The following is a 21,505-nucleotide window of genomic DNA, read 5'->3' as shown; positions in this document are numbered from 1 at the left end:
GGTTTGACGGTCAGACGTCGCTGATGACCTGTCCGTTGGACAGGATGTGGACCTTGTAGCCGGAAAAGATCTTTTGCGCCTCATCCGCGGCATAGAGCGCCTGGTAGGCCTCGTGCGGGATCAGCGCGTGGTTCTCGTAGCTCGACACGCCCTGGCGCGCCGCTTCGAGGTCGTCGGTGTTGATGAAGAATTCCTGCGTCGTCTTTTCGCTGGAGAACAGGCCCTTGCGGCCGGGTTTCTCGGCCTTGGAGAAGACCTCCTGGATGGTCCAGGTAAGCAGCCAGGCGTTTTCCGGCTTGCGCACCTTGGCCAGCACCTCGGTCACTGTCGAATTGTTGTCGGTGATGCCGGCCGAGTAGAAGGGGCCAAGCACCACGCGCCGCAGCTGCTTGGGATGCAGCGGCTCGAAATCCTTGTCGAGATTGACCGCAATCGTCGCCGGCGAGAGCGTATAGGCCGAGTTCTTCTCGGTGAAATCGTCGAAGCGGTGCGCAAGCTCCGGGTTGAGCAGGCCGTCGACGGGAAGCGGGATATCCACCCGCTCATTGAGCTTGCCGTTGCTGTCGACCAGCTGGCGCACCATGTTTTCGGAAGAATCCTCCACCGTCACCATATAGACCAGCGGCAGGTTGGCGCTGCCGTCGAACGTCGCCCAGTGGACGAGATAATAAGGCCGCATGGTCTTCGGGTTGACCGACACCTTGGCCGTCTGCGCCAGGGTAAACGGGCCGAAGGTCGCCTCACTCTTGACGTCCTCCAGATAGAGCCGCTCGGCCATCGATTTCTGCAGCGCCTCGGGAAACTCCTTGTGGCGCAGGATGAAGTCGGCCATCTCCTCGCGCAGTTCGCCCGCCTGCGGGATGTTGGCCAGGCGGGCATCGGCCTGCTGGCGGTCGTTTTCCAGCTCGAGCAGGTTCTGGAAAACGGGATAGCCGCTGTCGGCGCGCGAAATGCGGAACGTGTCCATGAAGCCCAGCCGGTTGCGCCAGCAGGCAAAGGACTTGTCCAGCCGCGCGATATACTCCGCGACGATCCTGGCGACGATGCCGTGCCGGTAAAGCGGCGAGCGGTCGTCGCGCATAAATACTTCCAGCCCGCTCAGCGCCGCTGTGATGGCGGAGAAATAGCGTGCCGCCGCGTCGTTTTCAGGTGTCATGTGGCTGCCGTGGAAATGAAGTCAGCGGCGCCCGCCTACGACTGCACGTAGTTTGCCGAATTGTGCTTCTTCATCACATCGTCGAAGCGGCGGGCGAAGGCATCGTCGGCGAGCTTCTTGCGGCGCTGGATGTCGGCTGAAGCCACCATGTTCTTCTCGTGCATCTCCAAGAGGTCACCGATGTGCTTCTGCGAGGCGGCGCCGATGCCGGCCATCGTCTCCTCGGCCGTGTTGTCGACCTGGCTGCCCAGTGTGTTGATCTTGTGGGCGACGTCCTGCTGGGCGGCGGTCTTCAGCGAATCTTCCAAGGCCTTGTACAGCACGATGCGCTGCTCGGTGTCGATGGTCAGCTTGTTGATCAGCGTCGACTGCGCGGCGATCTGGTTGTTGAGCGAATCGACGAAGGTCTGGAACATCGAAGTATAGCGCTCCAGCGTCTGGCTTTCGGCCAGCAGCTCCTGTTCCTTGGCCTGCTTTTCGTTGTATTCGGTCGCCATCTTCGAGCGTTCGCCCTCTAGCTCGGTGCGCTCCTTCTGGGTTGTGGAGGCGGCGATCTTGTTTTCGATATCGAGCAGCTGAGGGTTCAATTCCTCGATGCGCTTCTGCACCGCTTCAAGATTGGTCATCGTCACCTTGCGGCGCTCGATAACCTGGGACAGGCTGGTCTCCGAGGTCTTGTAGCGCTGGTCGAGGACCTGCTTTTGCGCTTTCAGGATGCCGACGATGGTGTCCGACTTCGCTAAAAGCTCCTGCAGATTGCCGGCCAGCGACATGTTGCGGACGCGGTCGGTGCGCATGCGCTGCTTGCGCTGCGCCGAAAAGACACCGACGAAGTTTTCCCAGCCGGTGTAGTTCTTCATGCTTTCGAATTCGGCGCCGAAGACATTGGTGGCGTCCTCCAGCCCGATGATCAGGTCGGCGATGTTGCCTTCCATGACCTTCTGTTGCTTGAGCACGTCCTCGATGCGGGCGTTCTCGATGTCGAAATTGGCGTCGCCGATCTTCTTGTCGGCCTGGGCGAGCGTGTCGAGCACGGTGCCGGACTGCTCGATCTTGCTGCGCATGTCCTGCACGACCTGCTTGGTCTTGGCAATTTCGGCATCGAAATTCTGCAATGTCGCCATTGGGGCCTCCCGCTTCGGCATCCGGTTCCGTGTCGTGGCGGCGAATATATGTGGGGCTTCAAGGGATTGAAAGAAGGAAGACAAGGAGAAGCGTCGAAACAAAAGAATTGGTTGGATCCTTGAAAGGCAAGGCAAGCATACGCATGGCGCCTAGTAACGCGCACCATCATCGAACAGCTTTGGCTGATATGCCTTAAGGTCTTGTTTTTGCGAACGGCCATGAAACAGCGCCGGCAAATATCTTGCAGCGGCGATGCCCGTTTCGCCGGCGCCGGTCAAGGCTTGAAGCGGTTTTCGGACGACATCCGGCTCTAGGCAGCCTTCCGGCTCAGCCGCTCACAAAGCCGATGAAGTCGTCAGGCGCGGCGCGGCCCATCTCCTCTTCCCAATGCCGGCGGCAGAGCGAGACGTAGACATCCTTGCCGATCGCCACCTGATCGCCCTGTTTCGCCACCTTGCCTTCGGGACCCAGCCGCACGACCATCGTCGCCTTGCGCCCGCAACGGCAGATGGTGCGCACCTCGCGCAGGTCGTCGGCGATGGCGAGCAGCGCTCGCGAGCCGGAGAAGAGATTGCCCTGGAAATCGGTGCGCAGGCCGTAGCACATGACCGGAATATTCAGCCGGTCGGCGATGCGGGCGAGCTGCCAGACCTGCTCCTCCTCGAGGAACTGCGCCTCATCGACGAAGATGCAATGCACCGGGGCATGCCGGTGGCGCTCGGCGACCCTGGCATGGAGGTCGTCGCCGCCGCGGAACATCTCGGCCTCGGATTCGAGGCCGATGCGCGACGAGATCAATCCGGTGTCGCCCTTGCAGTAATGGCCGGCGACGAACAGCATCGTCGACATGCCGCGTTCGCGATAGTTGTAGGATGCCTGCAAAAGCATGGTCGTCTTGCCGGCGTTCATCGTCGCGTAGTGGAAATAAAGCTTGGCCATAGGTGCTTTTAAGCCGACTTGCCGCCGCGCGGGGAGAGGGCACCGGCTCCGTCCACCAAAAACTCCCTGCCGTTCAAAAACTCCATGTCGCTCAAAAGGGTGTCATGTCGCTTAATGACCAGCGCGCGCCGTTCATCGTGATGTTGAACCGCTTGAAACAACATCAAAATGGTGTTTGGCTGACGAAACAAGGCGGGCGCAAGAACCGTGACTTCGCTTTGCCTTAAGAATTGCAATGGGAGAAAGTTCATGTCGCGTATGAAATCTTTCGTCGCAGGCCTCGGCCTCGCGGCGCTTCTGTCCACGACCGCCGCTTATGCCGGCGATCCGGCGAGCTGCAAGGCGGTTCGGCTTTCCGATGTCGGCTGGACCGACATCCAGGCCACCACGGGGCTGGCCTCGGTGCTGCTCACCGCGCTCGGCTATGAGCCGCAGGTGATCCAGCTCTCGGTGCCGGTGACCATGGCTTCGCTGAAGAACAAGGACCTCGACGTCTTCCTCGGCAACTGGATGCCGTCGATGACCAACGACATCAAGGACTACACCGCCGACGGGTCGGTCGAGACGATCAGCACCAACCTGACCGGTGCAGGCTACGGCATCGTCGTGCCGACCTATGTCGCGGATGCCGGCGTCAAGACACTGACCGATCTCGGCAAGTTCAAGGACAAGTTCAACGGCAAGATCTACGGCATCGAGGCCGGCAATGACGGCAACCGCATCATCCTCGACATGATCAAGAACCCGAAGGACAACCTCGAAGGCTTCGAACTGGTCGAGTCGTCCGAAGCCGGCATGCTGACGCAGGCCGAGCAGTCGATGAAGAACAACGAGTGGATCGCCTTCCTCGGCTGGACGCCGCATCCGGTGATGGGCGCCATGAAGATCACCTATCTCGACGGCATGGGCGATAGCGGCTTCGGCGCCGCCACCGTCTATACCAATGTGCGCAAGGGCTACACCACCGAATGCCCGAACGCCGGCAAGTTCATCGCCAACCTGAAGTTCAATCTCGACATGGAAGGCGAGATGATGGACGCGATCCTGAAGGGCGGCGACGCCCAGACGGTGGCGACGGACTGGCTGAAGAAGCATCCTGACGCGGTCGCGCCCTGGATTGCCGGCGTCACCACTTTCGATGGCGGCGACGCGGCCGCTGCCGTCAAGACCGCGCTCGGAGGTTGAGCCGGCTTTGAATCCGGAACGATGATCCGGAAGAGGGCAGCCAGATAGAAAAGGCTGCCCTTTTTTCTTAAAGCGCATCGCGCTTTAAGTCTCTGTTTTACGCATGCCATTTTCCCAAAACCGCTGCACACTTTTGGGTGACATGCGTTAAGCTGCGAGAAGCTGACCGTGCGGCAAGCGCGGCAAAGCCGAGAGGGGAAAGATGGATCCGATTTCGAAATTCCTGACCGACTACAAAATCCCGATCGGGCCGTGGGGCAAGGCCTTCTTCGGCTTCCTGACCGACAATTTCGACACCATCTTCCGGGCGTTTTCAAACGGGCTGAACTTCATCCTCGACGGGGCGGTGGATCTGCTGCTGATGGTCCCGCCCGTACTTCTGGCGCTGGTCATCGCGATCATCGCCTGGCTGCTGCAGCGTTCGCGGCCGCTCGCCATCGGCGTCTTCCTGGGTCTGATCTTCATCATCAACCAGAATCTGTGGAAGCAGACCGTGCAGACGCTGGTGCTGGTGGTTGCGGCCGCCGCCATGGCCATGGCGATCGGCGTGCCGCTCGGCATCTGGGCCGCGCACAAGCCGAAGGTCTACCGGGTCATGCTGCCGGTGCTCGACCTGATGCAGACGCTGCCGACCTTCGTCTACCTGATCCCGGTGCTGACGCTGTTCGGCCTCGGCAACGCACCCGGCCTCATCGTCACCATCATCTTCGTCATCCCGACAGCCGTGCGCCTCACGCATCTCGGCGTGGTTTCAGTGCCCAAGGCGATCGTCGAAGCGGGCGAGGCGTTCGGAGCCACCAAGCGCCAGCTTCTGTGGAAGGTGGAGCTGCCGTCGGCGCTGCCGACCATCATGGCGGGCCTGACGCAATCGATCATGCTGTCGCTGTCGATGGTGGTGTTCGCCGCCCTGATCGGCGCCGGCGGCCTCGGCACCGAAATCAACCGCGCGCTCGGCTCGCGCCGCATCGATCTCGGGCTTGAGGCGGGCCTCGCCATCGTCGTGCTCGCCATCGTGCTCGACCGCATGACCCGCATCGGCGTTGGAGGCAAGAAATGACCGTCGCGGTTGATTTCAAGAATGTGGACATCGTCTTCGGCGCCGATCAGGCAGGTTCGCTGGCGATGATCGACAAGGGCGCTACGCGCGCCGAAATCCTTGAGAAGACCGGTAACGTGCTGGGTTGTGCCGGCGCCAGCCTCACCGTGCATGAAGGCGAGATATCGGTGCTGATGGGCCTGTCCGGCTCCGGCAAGTCGACGCTGCTGCGGGCCGTCAACCGGCTCAATGTGGTGTCGCGAGGCCAGGTGCTGGTCAAGGACGGCGACCGCACCGTCGATGTCGTCACCTGCGACGAGGCGACCTTGCGGCGGCTGCGGCAGAAGCAGGTGGCCATGGTGTTCCAGCAGTTCGGCCTGCTGCCCTGGCGCACGGTCGAGGAAAATGTCGGCTTCGGCCTCGAGCTTGCCGGCGTGCCGGAGGCGGAACGCAAGGCGCGCGTGCAGAAGCAGCTGCAGCTGGTCCATCTCGACCAATGGTCGAAGAAATATGCCCATGAGCTTTCGGGCGGCATGCAGCAGCGCGTCGGTCTTGCGCGCGCCTTCGCCACCGAGGCGCCGATCCTGTTGATGGACGAGCCGTTCTCGGCGCTCGACCCGCTGATCCGCACCAAGCTGCAGGATGAGTTGCTGCAACTGCAGGCCGAGCTGAAGAAGACCATCATCTTCGTCAGCCACGACCTCGAGGAGGCGCTGAAGATCGGCAGCCACATCACGATCATGGAGGGCGGCCGCATCGTCCAGACCGGCGCGCCGGAAGACATCGTGCTTAGGCCCGCCAACGACTATGTCCGCGACTTCATCGCCAATGTGAATCCGCTCTCGGTGCTGACGGCATGGAATGTGATGCGCGATCGCCGCGATCTCGAACAGGGCGAGAACGGCTGGGTGTGGCTGGACCGGCGCAAGACGACGCGCTTCAAGATCGACGACCACGGCCTGGTGGCCGCGGCCGAACGCGACGGCAAGCCGGCGGTGTGGGTCTCCTGCGCCGATGTCGAGGCCCAGCCGGAGGAGGGGGCCCAGGTGTTCTGGGCCAACCCCGGCACACCGCTGAAGACGGTGATGCTCGCCATGCACCGCTCGCAGACGGCGCCGGTGGCGCTGTTCGACGAAGGCTCGCGCTTCGTCGGCGCGATCGGCATCCGCGACGTGCTGAGCGCGGTGCTGCGGCGATAGGCTTCTTCGAAGGCGCCCGGGTCTCCGGTCTGGGCGCGCTGCCCGCGGCTTGTTTTCCGGTTCCTTCCAGCGCAGAATCTATCTGTTGTATGCCCATGCGCCGAGGGGGTGATGCCGACGTCGCGCACAGGGGTTCCAGGCGCGGTAGCGCTGTCGATGTTCGCCGGGATATCGCTCGCAAGCGGCGCGGCGTTTTCCCAAGGTTTTGTCATCGGCAATGGCGTCGTCGCCAGCCAGCAGACGATGGCCGCTGCCGGCGATACCGGCATCGTGCAGCCGAACGGGGCGATCGAGACATTCGGCGCCGGCATCGATGCCGTGCGGATGCTCAACTCGAACCAGCGGCTCACCAATGACGGGTTGATTGCAACCTTGGGCGGCACCGCCGCCAATGTGCATTCGCAAGACAGCAGCGCGACCATCCTCAACAACGGAGCCATCCTGGCGATAGGCGATGCCTCCATCGGCATCTTGTCGGAGGGCGGCAATGCGCACATCGTGAACAACGGCTCGATCGAAGCGCTTGGCGTCGCCACATACGGCATCATCAGCGACGCCCTGGGCGGGCGGGTGGACAACCGTGGCTTTATCGGCGTTTCAGGCACGGCCGCCGCAGGCATAATCGGCGATGGGCCGGACCTGGAGATAGACAACAGCGGCTCGATCGAGGCCTATGGGACCGCCGCCGCCGGGATCATCTGGCAGAGCAACGGTCTTCAACTGCAAAATTCCGGGTCGATCGTTGTGTCGGGGCTGGCTTCCGTCGGCATCGGCGCCAGCGGCAATGACATCGCAATTGCCAACAGCGGCACGGTCGATGTCTTCGGGACAGCCTCGACAGGCATAGGCACCCTGTTCGGCAACGCCACGATCGTCAATTCGGGTTCGGTCATCGTGGGGGGCGTGGGCGGTGTTGCCATCGCCGCCCAGGGCAGCAACTCTGTCGTCACCAATTCCGGCCGAGTCTTCGGCGACCAGAGCGTGGCGATCTATTTCGGCGCGCCCGACGCGGTGCTGAATCTTTTGGGCGGGACGGCCATTCAGGGGCCGATCGTCTTTTCCGGCGGCGGCAACACCGTCACCTTCGGCCCTGCACTGAATGCCGTCATGAGCTTTTCAGGAAGCGGCCTGCCGCAAACCGTGCTGACCGGTGGCAGGCCGTTCGTGACGAGCGGCGCCAGCGTGGCGGTGGTGGACATCACCGGGTTTGCCAGCAGCGGGCCGTTGGTCGAGGACCTTGTCGACGGCATAGCCGGTGTTGCCGAGGCGCGCATGTCCGCTCCAAGCGACGATTTGCCTGCGCCGCAAAAAGGTCCAGACGCCTGGATCTCGACATTCGGCGGGCTACGCTCCCAGGGCGGTTCCGGCGCATCGGCCGGATTCAGCGAGGCGCTTGGCGGCATGGTCGCCGGCGCCGAAACGCGCTCGGGCGACGGGTTCCTCGGTGGCTTGTTCATCGGAGGCGCCGCCGGATCGACCGAGGTCGATGACGACGCGCAGGAGATCGTCCATCGGGGCGTGTTCGCGGGCGGCTATCTCGGCTATGAGGGAGGCGTCAATTTTGCCGAAGCGGCATTCGTCGCCGGCGTGCTCCAGGAGCGCAGCCGCCGCCGTGTCGCGAACAATCTGGTGCTCGACGGCATCGAGACGGCGCGGGCGGATTTCAACGGCGTCTTCCTCAGCCCGTCGGTTACGCTCGGCACGCGGCTGCCGGTTTCGTCCGGTACGCTGATACCCAGCGTGCGGCTGCGTTACGCCGGGCTGTTCTTCGACGATTACACCGAGACCGGTTCGAACGGCGATCTCGCGGTCGCGCGGCGCAACGTCAACGTCTTCGAGGCGCGTGGCCAGCTCGCGCTGGCTTTGGCGCCCGTCAGCATGCCAAGCCAGACCTGGCAAACCACGCTTCGAGCGGGGATCGACGCTATCGCGCAAAGCAGCGATGACGTTTCGGCGACATTGTTCGGCCAGGACATCTCTTTTCCCGCCGGCGGCAAAAAATTTGTGTTGCGCGGCTTTGCCGGCGCGGACGTCGCGGCGGAGGTGAGCGCCGGCATGACGCTCAATGCTGGCTTCGAGGCGGGTTACGGGACCAACAATGCCTTCACCGTCCGCGGCCAGGCCCGTCTCAGCAAGGCTTTTTGAGGGAGCGGATCGACCAGCCCGGACCGCATTTGAAGGCTGGCACCCCGCCGCCGCAGGGAAGGTCGTCTACCGGCATATATATTTTTCGAAATCCATTCCGATTCCAGAAGCTCGTGCAGTAGAATATTGCTATGACCGCGCGGGCGATGCCCGGCGGTGTAAATGCAGCGGGGTATGCGACGATGATCTTCCGTCAGCTCTTCGATTCCGTCTCGGGCACCTACTCCTATCTGCTTGCCAGTCGGCGCGGCGGCGAGGCGCTGATCATCGATCCCGTGCTGGAGAAGGTCGAGCGCTATCTGCAGCTGGTCAATGAGCTGGACCTGAGGCTGGTCAAGGCGGTCGACACGCATCTTCATGCCGACCACATCACCGGCCTCGGCGCGCTGCGCGACAAGACGCATTGCGTGACCGTGATGGGCGAGCAGACCAAGGCCGACGTGGTGTCGATGCGGCTTGCCGACGGCGACAAGCTCGGCATCGAGGGACTGGCGCTCGACGTCATCTACACACCCGGCCACACCGACGATTCCTACAGCTTCATCCTGCCGGACCGGGTCTTCACCGGCGACACGCTGCTTATCCGCGGCACCGGCCGCACCGACTTCCAGAACGGCGATCCGCGCCAGCAATATGAATCGATCTTCGGCCGCCTGCTCAAGCTGCCCGACGAGACATTGATCTTCCCGGCACATGACTACAAGGGCGAGACCGTGTCGACGATCGGCGAGGAAAAGGCCTTCAATCCGCGCCTGCAGGTCAAGTCGGTCGACGAGTATGTGAACATCATGAACAATCTCAATCTGTCCAACCCGAAAATGATGGATGTGGCCGTGCCGGCCAACATGCGGGTCGGGCTGCACCAGGACGATATCGCCAGCCGCGGCTGGGCGGTGAGCGCGGAGCAGGCGCTGGCGATGATCGGGCGGCCCGACGTGGCGCTGATCGACCTGCGCGAGCAGACAGAACGCGAGCGGCACGGCGTCATTCCCGGCGCGATCCATCTGCCCTATGCGCGGCTGCAGGAAAACATCGCCGCCGGTGGCATGCTGCATGAACTGGCGAAGTCTACCAGCAAGCAGATCCTGTTCTATTGCGCCTTTGGCGAGCGCTCGGCGATGGCGGTGCAGGCAGCGCAGGATGTCGGTATCGCCAGTGCCCGCCACATCCAGGGCGGCATCGACGCCTGGCGCAAGGCCAGCGGGCCGCTGATGCATTAAAGCGCGTCGCGCGACGCGCTTTTAAGCCTTTGTTTTCATGCATGTCGTTATCGCAAAACCGCTGCACACTTTTGCGCGACATGCATTAGGCCCGATTGGATTCAATTCAGCCCGATCAGCTTCGCGCCATTCCGGAAGAGAGCCTCGCCATCCCGGTCGAAACGGAATGTCGCGATGAAGTCGTCGGCGCGATAATTCGGAAAGGTGTTGCGGATCATGGCGGCGTGATTCCGCGCCTCGTCCCGCCGGCCGGCCAGCGCCAGGCAATGGGCGGCGATCGCCAGGATGATGACATGAGCGTTTGGCCTCGCGGCCGCCTTCAGCGCCCATTCCGCGGCCTCGTTGTATTCGCCGAGCCGCGCATGCGCCATGGCGCGGGCGCCCATCATGCCGAACAGCAGCGGATCGAAGGGGCTGAGATGACGCGAATGATCGGACGAACCGATCGCCGATTGCGGGTCGCCCGACTGCGAATGGACGAAGGACAGCGCATAGTGGCCGAGCGCGAAATTGGGACTGAGGTCGACGGCGCTCGCCAGCTCGAGCAATGAACCGTCCTGCTCGCCGCGCAGCCACAGCGCCCGCCCCATGGCCCAATGGGCGGAAGGGTTGCGGTCGTCGACCAAAAGGCTCCGGCCGGCGCTTTCGAAGGCAAGCGCGGTCTCGCGATCGCGCTCGCCCCAGCGCTGGAAGGCATTCTGCCAATGGGTGAAGGACATGCCGGCATAGGCGCGCGCGAAAGTGGGATCGAGCTTCAACGCCTCGCCGAAGAAATGCTGCGCCAGCTCGTTTTCCTGGCGAGTGAAGCGATACATGTGCCAGAGGCCACGATGATAGGCCTCCCAGGCATTGAGCGAGTTTGGCGCTTTCAGCAATGCGCGGTTGCGCTCCACCGTCGCGATCTCGGCGGCGATCGAGGAGACGATGCTGTTGCCGATATCCTCGATAACGATGAAGATGTCGTCGGGATTGTGCTCGAAGGTCTCGGCCCAGACGATTCTCGCCGTGCGCACCTCGACGAGCTCAATGGAAACGACGATACGGCCCGGCCGGCTGCGCACCGAGCCCGTCGTGACATAGTCGACATTCAGCCTGCGTCCGGCATCTTCCGGCGCGATATTCTTCTCGGCGAGCGCGAAGACCGAGCCGCGGGCGATGACGAAGAAATCGCGAAGCTTGGCAAGCCGCGTGATGATGTCATGCGTGAGGCCGTCGGCGAGGCCGCCGCGGAAGCCGCCAGCGCCGGCGCTCTCCGCAAACGGCATCACCGCGAGCGACGCCCGGCGTGTCGCAACAGGCTCGGATTCGATAGCGGCGACGGGCGGCTCCGAGACCGGGAAAGCCGGCCCGGATCGGGCGCATGGCATTGCGCCGGCGTTCCGGGCTCTTATCTCCTGCCACGCCTCGCGCAATGGCGTGAAATCCAGCTCTTCCGAGTGGAACAGCTCCGCCGCCGTGGCAAGATGGTCCTCGCCGGCGCCGATCTGTCCGCGCCGGGCCAGATTTTCCAGTAGCGCCACATGCGCACGGCCATCGAAGGGTGCGAGCTCCAGCCATTTGTCGATATAGGCGCCGGCCTCGTCGGCTCCGGGCGGGACAAGACCGATGATGTGCTCCAGGACGGCGACATGGCACGCGCTGAAACGGCGGCGCTGCGCCGTCAGCCAACTGCCAAAATGCGGGCTGCGATCGAGCTCAAGACCGTCGAGAAAGTCGCCGGCGAAATGTTGCGAAAGCGCCTCTAACCGCATGAGATCGAGCGTCTCGACACCTTCGGCCACCGCCGCGGCGGCATCCAGCGCGTCCACATGGACACCGTCGAGGCGAAGCGTCACCGTATCGCCATGGGTTTCGACCCGGCGCCGATCCGGGTCGTCAAGCGCGGCGCGCAGCTTGCTCAGGCACCAGCGCAGCTCGCCGCGCGGATCGTTGGGCACGTCCCAGAAAAGTTCGCAAAGGCGGCTGCGGCTGACAGGGTGGGGCGCCAGCGCCAGATAGGCAAGCAGAGCGCGCAGCTTGCGCGACGAGGGCAAGGTAACGGGCACTCCATCGCGTGCAATCGTCAGTTGCCCGAGCAGCCTTACGGACAGGCCAACGGGGCCGTTCAGGCTCGATCGGGTGGATTCCACGTATGTTTCCACACTTTCTCCAACGCTGGCCAGTTGGTCCATAGTCTATCACCAAAGATGACAGGAGGCAGCCGGCAGCCCCATTCCGTGCCGGAACGCCGCCGTTGCCGCTTTTGCGGCAGATCAAGCAACCTATCGCGGCCAGGTGTCGAAACCGCGCCGCCAAAGCTGCCGGTTTGTAACCGGCACGTGAGGACATCGAGGAGAAAGCCATGTTGCATCAATTGAAAATCAGAACCACGTCCGGGCGCGGCCGTTTGTTCGACAGCATTCTCGATACGGTCGGCGACACGCCGGTCATCCGCATCAACAATCTCGGTCCGGGTCACGCGACGATCTATGTGAAGGCCGAGTTCTTCAACCCGGCGGCCTCGGTGAAGGACCGGCTGGCGCTCAACATCATCGAGGAAGGCGAGCGCAGCGGCAAGCTCAAGCCCGGCCAGACCGTGATCGAAGCGACGAGCGGCAACACCGGCATCGGCCTTGCCATGGTCTGCGCGCAGAAGGGCTATCCGCTGGTGGTGACGATGGCCGACAGCTTCTCCATCGAGCGCCGCAAGCTGATGCGCATGCTTGGCGCCAAGGTGGTGCTGACGCCGCGTGCCCAGAAGGGTTTCGGCATGTACAAGAAGGCGGTCGAGCTCGCCGAAGCCAATGGCTGGTTCCTGGCGCGCCAGTTCGAGACCGAGGCCAATGCCGCCATCCACGAGGCGACGACGGCGCGCGAGATCATCAATGATTTCGCCGGGTCGCGCCTCGACTATCTGGTCACCGGCTACGGCACCGGTGGCACGGTTGCCGGCGTCGGCCGCGTGCTGCGCCGAGAGCGGCCGGAGGTCAAGATCGTGCTGACCGAACCGGCGAATGCGCAGCTGATCGGCAGCGGCAAGCGCCAAGAGCGCGGTGCCGGCGGCGCGCCGGCCGCCAGCCATCCGGCCTTCGAACCGCATCCGATCCAGGGCTGGACGCCGGACTTCATTCCCAATGTGCTGCAGGAGGCGATCGACCAGCGCTACTATGACGAGGTGGTGCCGATCTCCGGTCCCGAAGGCATCAAATGGGCGAAGGCGCTGGCGCAGCAGGAAGGCATTTTCACCGGCATCTCCGGAGGCGCCACGTTTGCGGTGGCGCGGCAGATCGCGGGCACCGCGCCGGCCGGGTCGGTGATCCTGTGCATGCTGCCCGACACAGGCGAGCGTTACATGTCGACGCCGCTTTTCGACGGCATCGAGGCCGACATGGACGCCGAGGAAACAGCGCTGTCGCGCTCGACGCCGAGCTGTCAATTCGAAGCCTGACAACGCCGACCGCGACGCCGCCCCGCATGGCGGCGTCATTCTTTTACGCGCGGGTCGACCCGCGCCGGCGGGAGAGGCGAGATGGATACATTTCAGGAAGCGACGAACGCGGAAGAAACGCTCGATCCACCGGATTGGGCCGAGGTGGGAGCGCTGTCGCACCGGATCCTCGACGATGCCATCGCCTATCTCAAGGATGTCCGCGACCGGCCGGTCTGGCGCGGGATGCCGGCCGAGGTGCGGGCATTCTTCGGCGCACCCTTGCCGCGCTCGCCGGCGCCGGCGGCCGACGTCTATGACGACGTCGCCCGCAATTTGATGCCTTACCCGATGGGTAACGTCCATCCGCGTTTCTGGTCCTGGTACATGGGGTCCAGCAACTTCACCGGCGCGCTCGGCGACTTCCTGGCGGCGATCCAGGGTTCCAATCTCGGCGGCGGCAACCATGCCGCCGGACTGATGGACAGCCAGGTCGTCAACTGGATGAAGGAGATGGTCGGCTTCCCGACCTCGGCCAGCGGCACACTGGTCAGCGGCGGCTCGATGGCCAACATCATCGGCCTGACCGTGGCGCGCAACGTCAAGGCAGGCGTCGACGTGCGCGAACGTGGCGTCGGCGCCATCCCCAGGCCGCTGCGCTACTACGCTTCGGACCAGGTGCATTCCTGCCACCGTAAGGCCATGGAGCTGCTGGGCCTCGGCAACCGGGCGTTGCGGCGGATCCCGACCGACGCCGGGTTGCGCATCGATATCGCCGCGCTCAAGGCGGCAATCGCGGAGGACCGCGCGGCGGGATTCAAGCCGGCCTGCGTGATCGGCACCGCCGGCACCGTCAACACCGGCGCCGTCGACGACCTTCAGGCGCTGGCGAGCGTGGCGGCCGAAGAGGACCTCTGGTTCCATGTCGACGGGTGCATCGGCGCGCTGATCGCGATCGCGCCCGAGAGCCGATCGCTCGTCGCAGGCATCGAGCGGGCGGATTCCATCGCGCTCGATCCGCACAAATGGCTGCACGCGCCGTTCGAAGCCGGCTGCGCGCTGGTGCGGGACGCATCCGCGCACCGCAACACATTTGCCGTCACGCCGGAATATCTGGAATCGACGCCGCGCGGCCTCGCGTCCGGAGAGTGGCTGCACGATTACGGCTTGCAGACATCGCGCGGCTTCCGGGCGCTCAAAATCTGGATGGCGCTGAAGGAGCATGGCGTCGAAAAATTCGGCCGGCTGATCGACCAGAACATCGCCCAGGCCCGCCACCTCACCGGGTTGATCGAGGCGGAGCCGGCGCTGGAGCTGATGGCGCCGACCACCATCAACATCGTCAGCTTCCGCCACCGGCTGGCGGGCGCGTCCGAAGAGCGGCTAAAGGCTTTCAACACCGAGATCATGCTGAGACTTCAGGAGGAGGGCATCGCGGCCCTGTCCGACACGACCGTGCACGGCCGGCACTGCCTGAGGGTGGCGATTGCCAATCACCGCACGCGCCGCGACGATCTCGACCTGGTGGTCGGCGAGATGCTCCGGCTGGGACGGGAAATCGAGGCCGCGACACCGGCCTGAGGCACGCTCGGGAACCCGTCTCAGCTTACCGTCAGCGGCGCGCCGGGCAGATAAAGCGCGATCGGTCGGATCTCGTAGACGGCGCTTGGGTTGACGCGCTTGAGATCGCGCGCGGCGGCGATCGCCTCGTCAAGGCTCGCGCAGTTAAGCACATAGAGGCCCAGCAACTGCTCCTTGGTCTCGGCGAACGGGCCATCGATCACCATGGCGTCGGCCGGGCCGCGCAAAGTTACCGCCCCCGCCGTCGGGCCAAGCCTTGCCGCAGGCCCAAGCTTGCCGTCGCGAGTCAGCCTGTCGTTGACCTCCAGCAGGTCCTTCATCAGCGCCGCGTCCTCGTCGGGCGTCCAGGACTGCACAGTGTCTTCCACGTGATAGGCGAGGACGGCGTAGAACATGGGCGTGTCTTCCCTCGTGATCAGGCCGACCACACTATCACAAGGATGGTTCGACTGATCGAGGCGCGGACGGCGGACCGACGCCGCTCCTGACTCAAGCTGCCACCGGCAGCCGCAGCTCCGTCAGCAGGCCGCCGCCGGGGTAGTTGGAAAGATCGACCTCGCCGCCGGCGCCGCGGGCGATGTTGCGGGCGATGGTGAGGCCGAGGCCGAGACCGCCGGTGGTGCGGTTGCGCGATTCCTCCAGCCGCACGAAGGAGCCGAACACCGCGTCCAGCTTCTCCTGCGGGATGCCCGGGCCTTCGTCGCGGATCGAGAGCGTGATCGTGTCGCCCGATCGCCGCACGCCGAGATGCGCCTTCTTGCCGTAGGTCACCGCGTTCTGGATGAGATTGGTGATGCAGCGCCGCAGCGCCACCGGCCGCGCGATGCAGATCAGGCCGCGCGACGGGACCACGTCTTCGTCGAAGGATGCGCCGTCGAAGGAGTCCGCGACCGATTCCACCAGCGACCAGAAATCGATCCGCTCGGCCTTTTCCTCGGTCACCTCGAATTTGGCGAAGTCGATGACCGAGCTCGCGATGCTTTCGATGTCGGCAAGGTCATGCGCCAGCGCCTCGCGCGTGGGGGATCTACGCAACAGTTCGAGGCGCAGGCGCATCCGGGTCAGCGGCGTGCGCAGATCATGCGCCAGCGCCGCCGCGAGGTGCTCGCGGTCTTCGACATAATCGCGCAGCCGCATCTGCATGGCGTTGATCGCCTTTGCGGCGGCGCGGATCTCGCGGCTGCCGCTTTCGGCGATCGGCGGGCTTTTCAGGTCGTTGCCGATGCGGGTCACCGCCGTTTCCATCATCCGGTAGGGCGCGGTCAGCCGGCGCAGCGACCATATCGACATGACCACGATCAAACCGGCGATCAGCGAATAGAGCGGCAGGCTGTCGAGGCTGAGAATCGGTCCCGCCGGCGTGATCGGCTCAGTGAAATTCAGCCACTGGCCGTCGGAAAAGCGCAGCGAGGCGGTCAGTTTGTCGCTCTGCGCGAAATCCGCGGCCAGGACCAGGAGGTCGCGCTCGACCTGGCCGACATCCTTGTTCACCGCCTGGCCATCGGGAACATCCGCCTCCTGGGTGGCCGGATCGCGCCGCACGCGCGCATCGGTGATGCCGAACTTCGACAGGCGGCCGACCAGGATGTCCTCCAACTCGGCAAGTTGATCGTCGCCGGCGATCGAAGAGGTGACGGCGGGCGTGTCCGAAACCGTCAGCGCATAGGTCGAGTTGAACAGGCCGGACGCGGTTGCCTTGCGCTCTTCGGGCGTGGCGTCATGCATCAGCTGCACCAGCGAATAGGCGCGGTCGTTCAGCCGGTAGAGATCGACGACGCCGTTGGCGGCGGCTCGGTCGCGCGCCACGATGTAGAGCGTCGTCACCTGGCTGAGCATGAGGCCGGCAATGACGATGAGCAGCACCCAGACTGGCAGGGTCTGCGGCAGGAAGCGTCTCATTCGGACGTCGTCTCGGGCAGGAACTGATAGCCGCCGCTGCGCACGGTCAGGATCAGTTTCGGCGTCTTCGGATCGTCTTCCATCTTGCGGCGCAGGCGGCTCACCAGAATGTCGACGCTGCGGTCGAAGCTGTAGCCGGTGTCGCCGCCGGAGAGCTCGATCAGCTGCTCGCGGGTAAGCACGCGCTGCGCGCTCTTGACGAAGGTCTGCAGCAGGTTGAACTCCGCCATCGTCAGTTCCACCCGGACGTCGTCCGGCGCCGTCAGTCGGCGCCTCGCGCAATCCATGGTCCAGCCGGCAAAGCGGTAAATCTGCTTGGCCGTGGGGCGACGCGGCTCGGCGCTGCCGTTGCGTCTCAGCACGGCGCGGATGCGGGCCAAAAGCTCGCGCGGGTCGAAGGGCTTTGGCACGTAGTCGTCGGCGCCCATTTCAAGGCCCACAACGCGGTCGGTCGTTTCGGTGACCGCGGTCAGCATGATGATCGGCGTGGTGTAGTTGGCGCGGATCTCGCGGCAAAGCTCAAGCCCGCTTTTGCCGGGCAGCATCACGTCGAGAACGATCAGGTCTACCGGCGTGCGGCGCAGGACCGCTTCCATTTCGATGCCGTCGGCAGCCACCGTCGTGTGCAGCCCGCGCTTCTGGAAGAACTCCTGCAGCAGGTCGCGTATGCCCTTGTCGTCGTCGACGATCAGTATGTGTGCGTCCGATTTCACTCGAAACCTATGATTCTGTTGGCCGTGCATCCTTCGCCGGTCTCTCACACGATAGAATTCGGGCCACATCTTGGCCAGTGGCCTCGATCGTAGCGCCGGCCGGATTCCCCAGAAACAATCCAGAAACAAAATTCTACAGTCGGGAAAAACTGGTGAAAAATTTCAAGAGCATAACCGGTGCCGTGGCGGTCAGGTCATCGGCTGCGACGCAAGTTTCCGGAGTAACGGACAAGACCAATGCAGAGGTTCTGGATCAGCGTGACGGGTGCTTTGCTCAGCATATCGCTCATCACAGCAGCGGCCGGCGCCTCCACCGCTAAGGTCGCGCCGCTCACCCGGACCGAGCGTTGCACCAATCTGAGCCGTCAGGTTGACGAAGCCCTCGAAACCCATGCCGCGGCAACGCAGGTCACCGCGGCGAAAGCACTGCAAAGAAAGGGAAACCGGTTCTGCGCCAACAAGAAACAGGCGCAGGGAATCCGGATGCTCGCAAACGCTTTGAAGCTGCTTGGAGTGACACCGATCGATCCTGCTCAGTGACGCTCATCCAGACCTGCAAGAAAAAGGAAATGAAGCCATGAAGAAGTCCATCCTCTCCGCCCTCGGCCTCGGTGTTGCTCTCGCTTTCGCGATGCCGGCTCTCGGTAACGCCGCCGCCACGACGACCGCCGCCCCGGCTGCCTCGACCGCGACCACCACGGCTGCTCCGGCCGACAGCACCGCTGCGAAGCCGATGAAGAAAGTCGCTGCCAAGAAGGCCTGCAAGGTGACCAAGACGCACAAGTGCCCGGTCAAGAAGGCCAAGAAGGCTCCGGCGAAGAAGTCCTAATCCAGGCTTTCAGTCCTGATCCTTCAAAACCGCTCCGGCCGGTTCCGGCTGGAGCGGTCTTCCGGCGACCGAAGCCTGGCATCGGCAGATTTCGCCGCGCCGCTCCCGATCCTTAACCCGATCGCAATGCCGGTGCTGTAGGACAATCCGCATGAGGAAGCGGTTTTCGTCCCTGATGCGCTCGCTGACGCTCGGCGGCCTGATCGCCACCGGGGCGGCACGATCGTTGATCATCTTTACCGCAAGCCCCGTGCCGGATCCCGCCAGCGGCAGGACCGAACCCGAGCTTTTCGCTCCACTGATCTCCTCGAGCTTCGACTACATCACCCCGGCACAGTCCTGGATGCTGCTCGTGCTGACCGGCATAACGCTGATCGGCCTGGCCGGCTGGATATTCTTTGCCTTCATGGAGCGCGGCTCGGGCATGGATGGCGACGTCGGTTCAGGCAGATCGGGCACCCCGTTGCGCCGTCCGGTCGGACGCCAGGACCGTTGACCCATCGGCGGCGCTTCCCCACATAATATCGAACGTCCAATCCGTCGCTATCCACGCGGAGGGTTGGACGGGTGTTTTTCAGCGTGACAAAATGAGAGCGAGAACTCAGTTCCTCGCCGCCGGATCCGATGCCAGAAACCGTCATCAAGCCCCGCGTCAAGCCGCAGCCGAAGACCGAGCGGCCGAAACTCTACAAGGTCATCCTCGTCAATGACGATTTCACGCCGCGCGAGTTCGTGGTGACGGTGCTCAAGGGCGAGTTCAAACTCAGCGAAGACCAGGCGCACCGCGTCATGATCACCGCGCATACGCGCGGTGTCTGCGTCGTCGCGGTGTTCACCAAGGATATCGCCGAGACCAAGGCGACGCGGGCGACCGACGCCGGCAAGGCCAAGGGCTATCCGCTGCTGTTCACCACCGAGCCCGAAGAGTAGGGCGGAGGAGTTTCCCTTCTCCCACAAGAAGGGGAGAAGGAAGAAAGTGGTGTCACCGCCCTTCGCGATACCACATCGAGCCGATGGCGAGCAGCAGCAGGCCGAGGCCGAGGAAGCCGCCGAACAGAGGCACGCGCGATACGGCCTTGAGCGTGCTGTCGTCGGTGGTGCGCAGGCCGATCCAGTCGTCGCCCGAAGCGGCCGCGGAAGAGCGGACAGGGATGATCGACGGCAGCGTCACGCCGCCGGCGAGATTGCCGAGCGTCGACGACGGAGCCAGCCGCCGCACGCTGCCGCCGGTCGCCTCGGCAGGCGCCTTCAGCCTGTCCTCGGTCGAGATCACGTCGGAAAATTCCGGCGCGTTGATCGGGCCGACATGGGCAAGCGCGGTAAGGTCGCCATTGCCGATCTGGTAGAGGCCGATCTCGCCGGTCTGCAGGCTGCCGGTGAAGATACCGGGCTCGGCTTTCCCGAGCTTGACCGTCACCGCCTTGCCGGACGGCGTGATGACCTGGGCGGGACCCGGGTCGTCGCTCATCGTCTGGCGGCGGATTTCAAGCATCATGCCGCGGCCGTCGGCGGTCAGCCGCTCCTCTTCCAGTTCCGGCTCCTTCATCAGCCAGTGGGCGATGCGGCGATAAAGCTGGACATGCGGGCCACCGCCCTCGAAGCCGCGCGCCCACAGCCAGCCCTGGTCGGAGAGCAGCATGCCGACACGGCCTTCGCCCTTGCGGTCGAGCAGGAGCAGGGGCCGATCGTCAGCGCCTTTCATCACCACTTCGCCTTCCGGATTCTTGACGCCGATGGTGCGGAACCAGCGGCTCCAATGCGGCGGCTCGCTCGCCGAGCCGTCGAGCCCGCGCGTCACCGGATGGCGCTGGCCGAGATCGGTCAGGCGCGGATAGAAGGCCTTGTCCACCACCTCGCCGGTCGGCATGGCCGGCAGCGCGGCGTTCAGCGGCGTGCGGGCAATGGAGTTTTCGCCGGCGTATTCGGGGCCGGCGGCAATCAGCAGCGCGCCGCCCTTTTCGACATATTCGGAGATGTAATCGTAATAGAGGATCGGCAGCACGTCGCGGTGCTGGTAGCGGTCGAAGATGATCAGGTCGAAATCCTTGATCTTCTCGACGAACAGCTCGCGCGTCGGGAAGGCGATCAGCGACAGCTCGTTGATCGGCGTGCCGTCCTGCTTTTCCGGCGGGCGCAGAATGGTGAAGTGGACGAGATCGACCGATGCGTCCGACTTCAAAAGGTTGCGCCAGGTGCGCTCGCCGGCATGCGGCTCGCCGGAAACCAAGAGCACGCGCAGGTTCTCGCGGATGCCGTCGACCAAAGCGATCGCCCGGTTGTTGGCGTCGGTCAGTTCGCCGGGCTCCCGATCGATGCCGAGCTGGACGATGTTGCGGCCGGCATTGGGTATGGTGACCGAGAGCTTCATCGGCTGGCCGACGGTCGCGTGCTCGACCGAGACCTGCTCGCCATTGACCGAGACGCGCACGTCTACCGGAGCGCCATCGCCTTCCGTCGAAATGACGCGGTAGGTCATGTCGAGCGGCTTGCCCACGAGGCCGAAGCGCGGCGCGTTCTCGAAGCGGATGCGGCGGTCCTTCTCGTGCTCGTTGCCGGTGATCAGCGCATGCAGCGGCGCGTTGAACTCCGGTGCGCCGGCCGGCGCATCATGCACCTCGCCATCGGTGATCATGATCGCGCCGCCGATGCGCGACGGCGGCACGTCGCGGAAAGTGCCCTCCAGCGCGCTGAACAGCCTGGTTTCGGTGCGCTCGTCGGCGGCTTCGGACTTGCCGGCCTCGACGACACGGACATCGAACTGCTTGAAGCGGGCAAGACGCTGCTGCAACCCGGCCAGCGCCTCGTCGGTCTGCTTGGCGCGGTCGCCGATGTCCTGGCTCTGGCTGCGATCGACGACGAGAGCGACGACGCTCTTCAGTGCCTCGCGTTCCTCGGCGAGGAACACCGGGTTGAGCAATGCCGCGGCAAGCGCGAGCAACGCGATGAAGCGCAGCGCCGAGCCGCGTTGGCGGAACCACAGGCCGACCAGCGCCAGCAGCAGCAACGGCACGAAGAGAAGGCCAAACAGCGGCCAGGAAACCAGCGGTTCGAAGGAGATCGACCAGTTCATGA

Annotated in this window: 20 protein-coding genes; 11 read left to right on the top strand and 9 right to left on the bottom strand. The window is 64.1% G+C overall.

From position 1 onward, the window contains the following. Positions 1-10 precede the first annotated feature (10 nt). The 4 genes from FJ417_RS02840 to FJ417_RS02825 form a co-directional block, all read right to left on the bottom strand. Entirely contained in the window at positions 11-1,156 is a 1,146-nt protein-coding gene (locus FJ417_RS02840) for a hypothetical protein (RefSeq protein WP_140782382.1), read from the bottom strand. 35 nt (positions 1,157-1,191) lie between these two features. Next, positions 1,192-2,280, bottom strand: a complete 1,089-nt coding sequence (locus tag FJ417_RS02835; RefSeq protein WP_140782381.1) for a hypothetical protein — start codon at positions 2,278-2,280, stop codon at positions 1,192-1,194. 328 nt (positions 2,281-2,608) lie between these two features. After that, complete coding sequence (locus tag FJ417_RS02830) at positions 2,609-3,220, bottom strand: thymidine kinase (protein ID WP_140782380.1); 612 nt, start codon at positions 3,218-3,220, stop codon at positions 2,609-2,611. Between the two features lie 8 nt (positions 3,221-3,228). Then, on the bottom strand, positions 3,229-3,471 hold the full coding sequence (locus FJ417_RS02825) for a hypothetical protein (protein WP_140645724.1): 243 nt from the start codon (positions 3,469-3,471) through the stop codon (positions 3,229-3,231). On the opposite strand from FJ417_RS02825, the gene FJ417_RS02820 reads away from it, so the two are divergent. The 5 genes from FJ417_RS02820 (at position 3,470) to FJ417_RS02800 (ending at position 10,005) form a co-directional block, all read left to right on the top strand. Next, complete coding sequence (locus tag FJ417_RS02820; RefSeq protein WP_140645725.1) at positions 3,470-4,405, top strand: choline ABC transporter substrate-binding protein; 936 nt, start codon at positions 3,470-3,472, stop codon at positions 4,403-4,405. The genes FJ417_RS02825 and FJ417_RS02820 overlap by 2 nt on opposite strands. 202 nt (positions 4,406-4,607) lie before the next feature. Beyond that, entirely contained in the window at positions 4,608-5,462 is an 855-nt protein-coding gene (gene choW / locus FJ417_RS02815) for a choline ABC transporter permease subunit (RefSeq protein WP_140546562.1), read from the top strand. Then, entirely contained in the window at positions 5,459-6,640 is a 1,182-nt protein-coding gene (gene choV / locus FJ417_RS02810) for a choline ABC transporter ATP-binding protein (RefSeq protein WP_140782379.1), read from the top strand. Before choW ends, choV begins: the two co-directional genes overlap by 4 nt. Before the next feature lie 111 nt (positions 6,641-6,751). Continuing rightward, a complete protein-coding gene (locus FJ417_RS02805; RefSeq protein WP_140782378.1) occupies positions 6,752-8,785 on the top strand; it encodes an autotransporter outer membrane beta-barrel domain-containing protein in 2,034 nt (677 codons plus the stop codon). Between the two features lie 182 nt (positions 8,786-8,967). Next, complete coding sequence (locus tag FJ417_RS02800; RefSeq protein WP_140782377.1) at positions 8,968-10,005, top strand: MBL fold metallo-hydrolase; 1,038 nt, start codon at positions 8,968-8,970, stop codon at positions 10,003-10,005. Between the two features lie 101 nt (positions 10,006-10,106). Here FJ417_RS02800 and FJ417_RS02795 read toward each other — a convergent pair whose 3' ends face one another. Further along, positions 10,107-12,176, bottom strand: coding sequence for a transcriptional regulator (locus FJ417_RS02795; protein WP_246687386.1), 2,070 nt, complete (start codon positions 12,174-12,176; stop codon positions 10,107-10,109). 170 nt (positions 12,177-12,346) lie between these two features. Between FJ417_RS02795 and FJ417_RS02790 the strand changes: the two genes are divergently transcribed. Together FJ417_RS02790 and FJ417_RS02785 are read left to right on the top strand one after the other, a co-directional pair. Beyond that, positions 12,347-13,432 (top strand): pyridoxal-phosphate dependent enzyme, encoded by a 1,086-nt coding sequence (locus FJ417_RS02790; protein WP_140653316.1) that lies wholly within the window; start codon positions 12,347-12,349, stop codon positions 13,430-13,432. Between the two features lie 81 nt (positions 13,433-13,513). Then, entirely contained in the window at positions 13,514-14,992 is a 1,479-nt protein-coding gene (locus FJ417_RS02785) for an aspartate aminotransferase family protein (protein WP_140782376.1), read from the top strand. 20 nt (positions 14,993-15,012) lie between these two features. Here FJ417_RS02785 and FJ417_RS02780 read toward each other — a convergent pair whose 3' ends face one another. The 3 genes from FJ417_RS02780 to FJ417_RS02770 all read right to left on the bottom strand — a co-directional run bounded on the left by FJ417_RS02780 (position 15,013) and on the right by FJ417_RS02770 (position 17,604). After that, on the bottom strand, positions 15,013-15,387 hold the full coding sequence (locus tag FJ417_RS02780) for a YciI family protein (protein ID WP_140703959.1): 375 nt from the start codon (positions 15,385-15,387) through the stop codon (positions 15,013-15,015). A gap of 94 nt (positions 15,388-15,481) precedes the next feature. Further along, a complete protein-coding gene (locus tag FJ417_RS02775; protein WP_140645733.1) occupies positions 15,482-16,891 on the bottom strand; it encodes an ATP-binding protein in 1,410 nt (469 codons plus the stop codon). Further along, a complete protein-coding gene (locus tag FJ417_RS02770; protein ID WP_140645734.1) occupies positions 16,888-17,604 on the bottom strand; it encodes a response regulator transcription factor in 717 nt (238 codons plus the stop codon). Before FJ417_RS02770 ends, FJ417_RS02775 begins: the two co-directional genes overlap by 4 nt. A gap of 237 nt (positions 17,605-17,841) precedes the next feature. Between FJ417_RS02770 and FJ417_RS02765 the strand changes: the two genes are divergently transcribed. The 4 genes from FJ417_RS02765 to clpS all read left to right on the top strand — a co-directional run bounded on the left by FJ417_RS02765 (position 17,842) and on the right by clpS (position 19,363). Further along, positions 17,842-18,144 carry a hypothetical protein gene (locus FJ417_RS02765; RefSeq protein ID WP_140645735.1) on the top strand — a complete coding sequence of 101 codons (303 nt, stop codon included), beginning with the start codon at positions 17,842-17,844 and terminating at the stop codon, positions 18,142-18,144. A gap of 37 nt (positions 18,145-18,181) precedes the next feature. Next, positions 18,182-18,433 carry a hypothetical protein gene (locus tag FJ417_RS02760; RefSeq protein WP_140645736.1) on the top strand — a complete coding sequence of 84 codons (252 nt, stop codon included), beginning with the start codon at positions 18,182-18,184 and terminating at the stop codon, positions 18,431-18,433. A 151-nt stretch (positions 18,434-18,584) separates the two neighbouring features. Continuing rightward, a complete protein-coding gene (locus FJ417_RS02755; RefSeq protein WP_140645737.1) occupies positions 18,585-18,929 on the top strand; it encodes a hypothetical protein in 345 nt (114 codons plus the stop codon). A 128-nt stretch (positions 18,930-19,057) separates the two neighbouring features. Next, entirely contained in the window at positions 19,058-19,363 is a 306-nt protein-coding gene (gene clpS, locus FJ417_RS02750; protein WP_140645738.1) for an ATP-dependent Clp protease adapter ClpS, read from the top strand. A gap of 52 nt (positions 19,364-19,415) precedes the next feature. On the opposite strand, the gene FJ417_RS02745 is transcribed toward clpS, so the two are convergent. Beyond that, the gene (locus FJ417_RS02745) at positions 19,416-21,503 is read right to left on the bottom strand and encodes a hypothetical protein (RefSeq protein ID WP_140782375.1); all 2,088 of its coding nucleotides are present in this window, start codon (positions 21,501-21,503) and stop codon (positions 19,416-19,418) included. Between the last annotated feature and the right edge of the window lie 2 nt (positions 21,504-21,505).

The organism is Mesorhizobium sp. B3-1-7 (assembly GCF_006439385.1).
GTDB lineage: Bacteria > Pseudomonadota > Alphaproteobacteria > Rhizobiales > Rhizobiaceae > Mesorhizobium.
This window is presented reverse-complemented; position numbering and strand designations above follow the sequence as displayed.

Excerpts from the sequence above, each read along its gene's own strand:
- FJ417_RS02745 (WP_140782375.1), bottom strand. The coding sequence starts at position 21,503 with ATGAACTGGTCGATCTCCTTCGAACCGCTGGTTTCCTGGCCGCTGTTT.
- FJ417_RS02775 (WP_140645733.1), bottom strand. The coding sequence starts at position 16,891 with ATGAGACGCTTCCTGCCGCAGACCCTGCCAGTCTGGGTGCTGCTCATC.
- clpS (WP_140645738.1), top strand. The coding sequence starts at position 19,058 with ATGCCAGAAACCGTCATCAAGCCCCGCGTCAAGCCGCAGCCGAAGACC.
- choV (WP_140782379.1), top strand. The coding sequence starts at position 5,459 with ATGACCGTCGCGGTTGATTTCAAGAATGTGGACATCGTCTTCGGCGCC.
- choW (WP_140546562.1), top strand. The coding sequence starts at position 4,608 with ATGGATCCGATTTCGAAATTCCTGACCGACTACAAAATCCCGATCGGG.
- FJ417_RS02840 (WP_140782382.1), bottom strand. The coding sequence starts at position 1,156 with ATGACACCTGAAAACGACGCGGCGGCACGCTATTTCTCCGCCATCACA.
- FJ417_RS02830 (WP_140782380.1), bottom strand. The coding sequence starts at position 3,220 with ATGGCCAAGCTTTATTTCCACTACGCGACGATGAACGCCGGCAAGACG.
- FJ417_RS02790 (WP_140653316.1), top strand. The coding sequence starts at position 12,347 with ATGTTGCATCAATTGAAAATCAGAACCACGTCCGGGCGCGGCCGTTTG.
- FJ417_RS02755 (WP_140645737.1), top strand. The coding sequence starts at position 18,585 with ATGAGGAAGCGGTTTTCGTCCCTGATGCGCTCGCTGACGCTCGGCGGC.
- FJ417_RS02760 (WP_140645736.1), top strand. The coding sequence starts at position 18,182 with ATGAAGAAGTCCATCCTCTCCGCCCTCGGCCTCGGTGTTGCTCTCGCT.
- FJ417_RS02800 (WP_140782377.1), top strand. The coding sequence starts at position 8,968 with ATGATCTTCCGTCAGCTCTTCGATTCCGTCTCGGGCACCTACTCCTAT.
- FJ417_RS02805 (WP_140782378.1), top strand. The coding sequence starts at position 6,752 with ATGCCGACGTCGCGCACAGGGGTTCCAGGCGCGGTAGCGCTGTCGATG.
- FJ417_RS02780 (WP_140703959.1), bottom strand. The coding sequence starts at position 15,387 with ATGTTCTACGCCGTCCTCGCCTATCACGTGGAAGACACTGTGCAGTCC.
- FJ417_RS02785 (WP_140782376.1), top strand. The coding sequence starts at position 13,514 with ATGGATACATTTCAGGAAGCGACGAACGCGGAAGAAACGCTCGATCCA.
- FJ417_RS02795 (WP_246687386.1), bottom strand. The coding sequence starts at position 12,176 with ATGGACCAACTGGCCAGCGTTGGAGAAAGTGTGGAAACATACGTGGAA.
- FJ417_RS02765 (WP_140645735.1), top strand. The coding sequence starts at position 17,842 with ATGCAGAGGTTCTGGATCAGCGTGACGGGTGCTTTGCTCAGCATATCG.
- FJ417_RS02820 (WP_140645725.1), top strand. The coding sequence starts at position 3,470 with ATGTCGCGTATGAAATCTTTCGTCGCAGGCCTCGGCCTCGCGGCGCTT.
- FJ417_RS02825 (WP_140645724.1), bottom strand. The coding sequence starts at position 3,471 with ATGAACTTTCTCCCATTGCAATTCTTAAGGCAAAGCGAAGTCACGGTT.
- FJ417_RS02835 (WP_140782381.1), bottom strand. The coding sequence starts at position 2,280 with ATGGCGACATTGCAGAATTTCGATGCCGAAATTGCCAAGACCAAGCAG.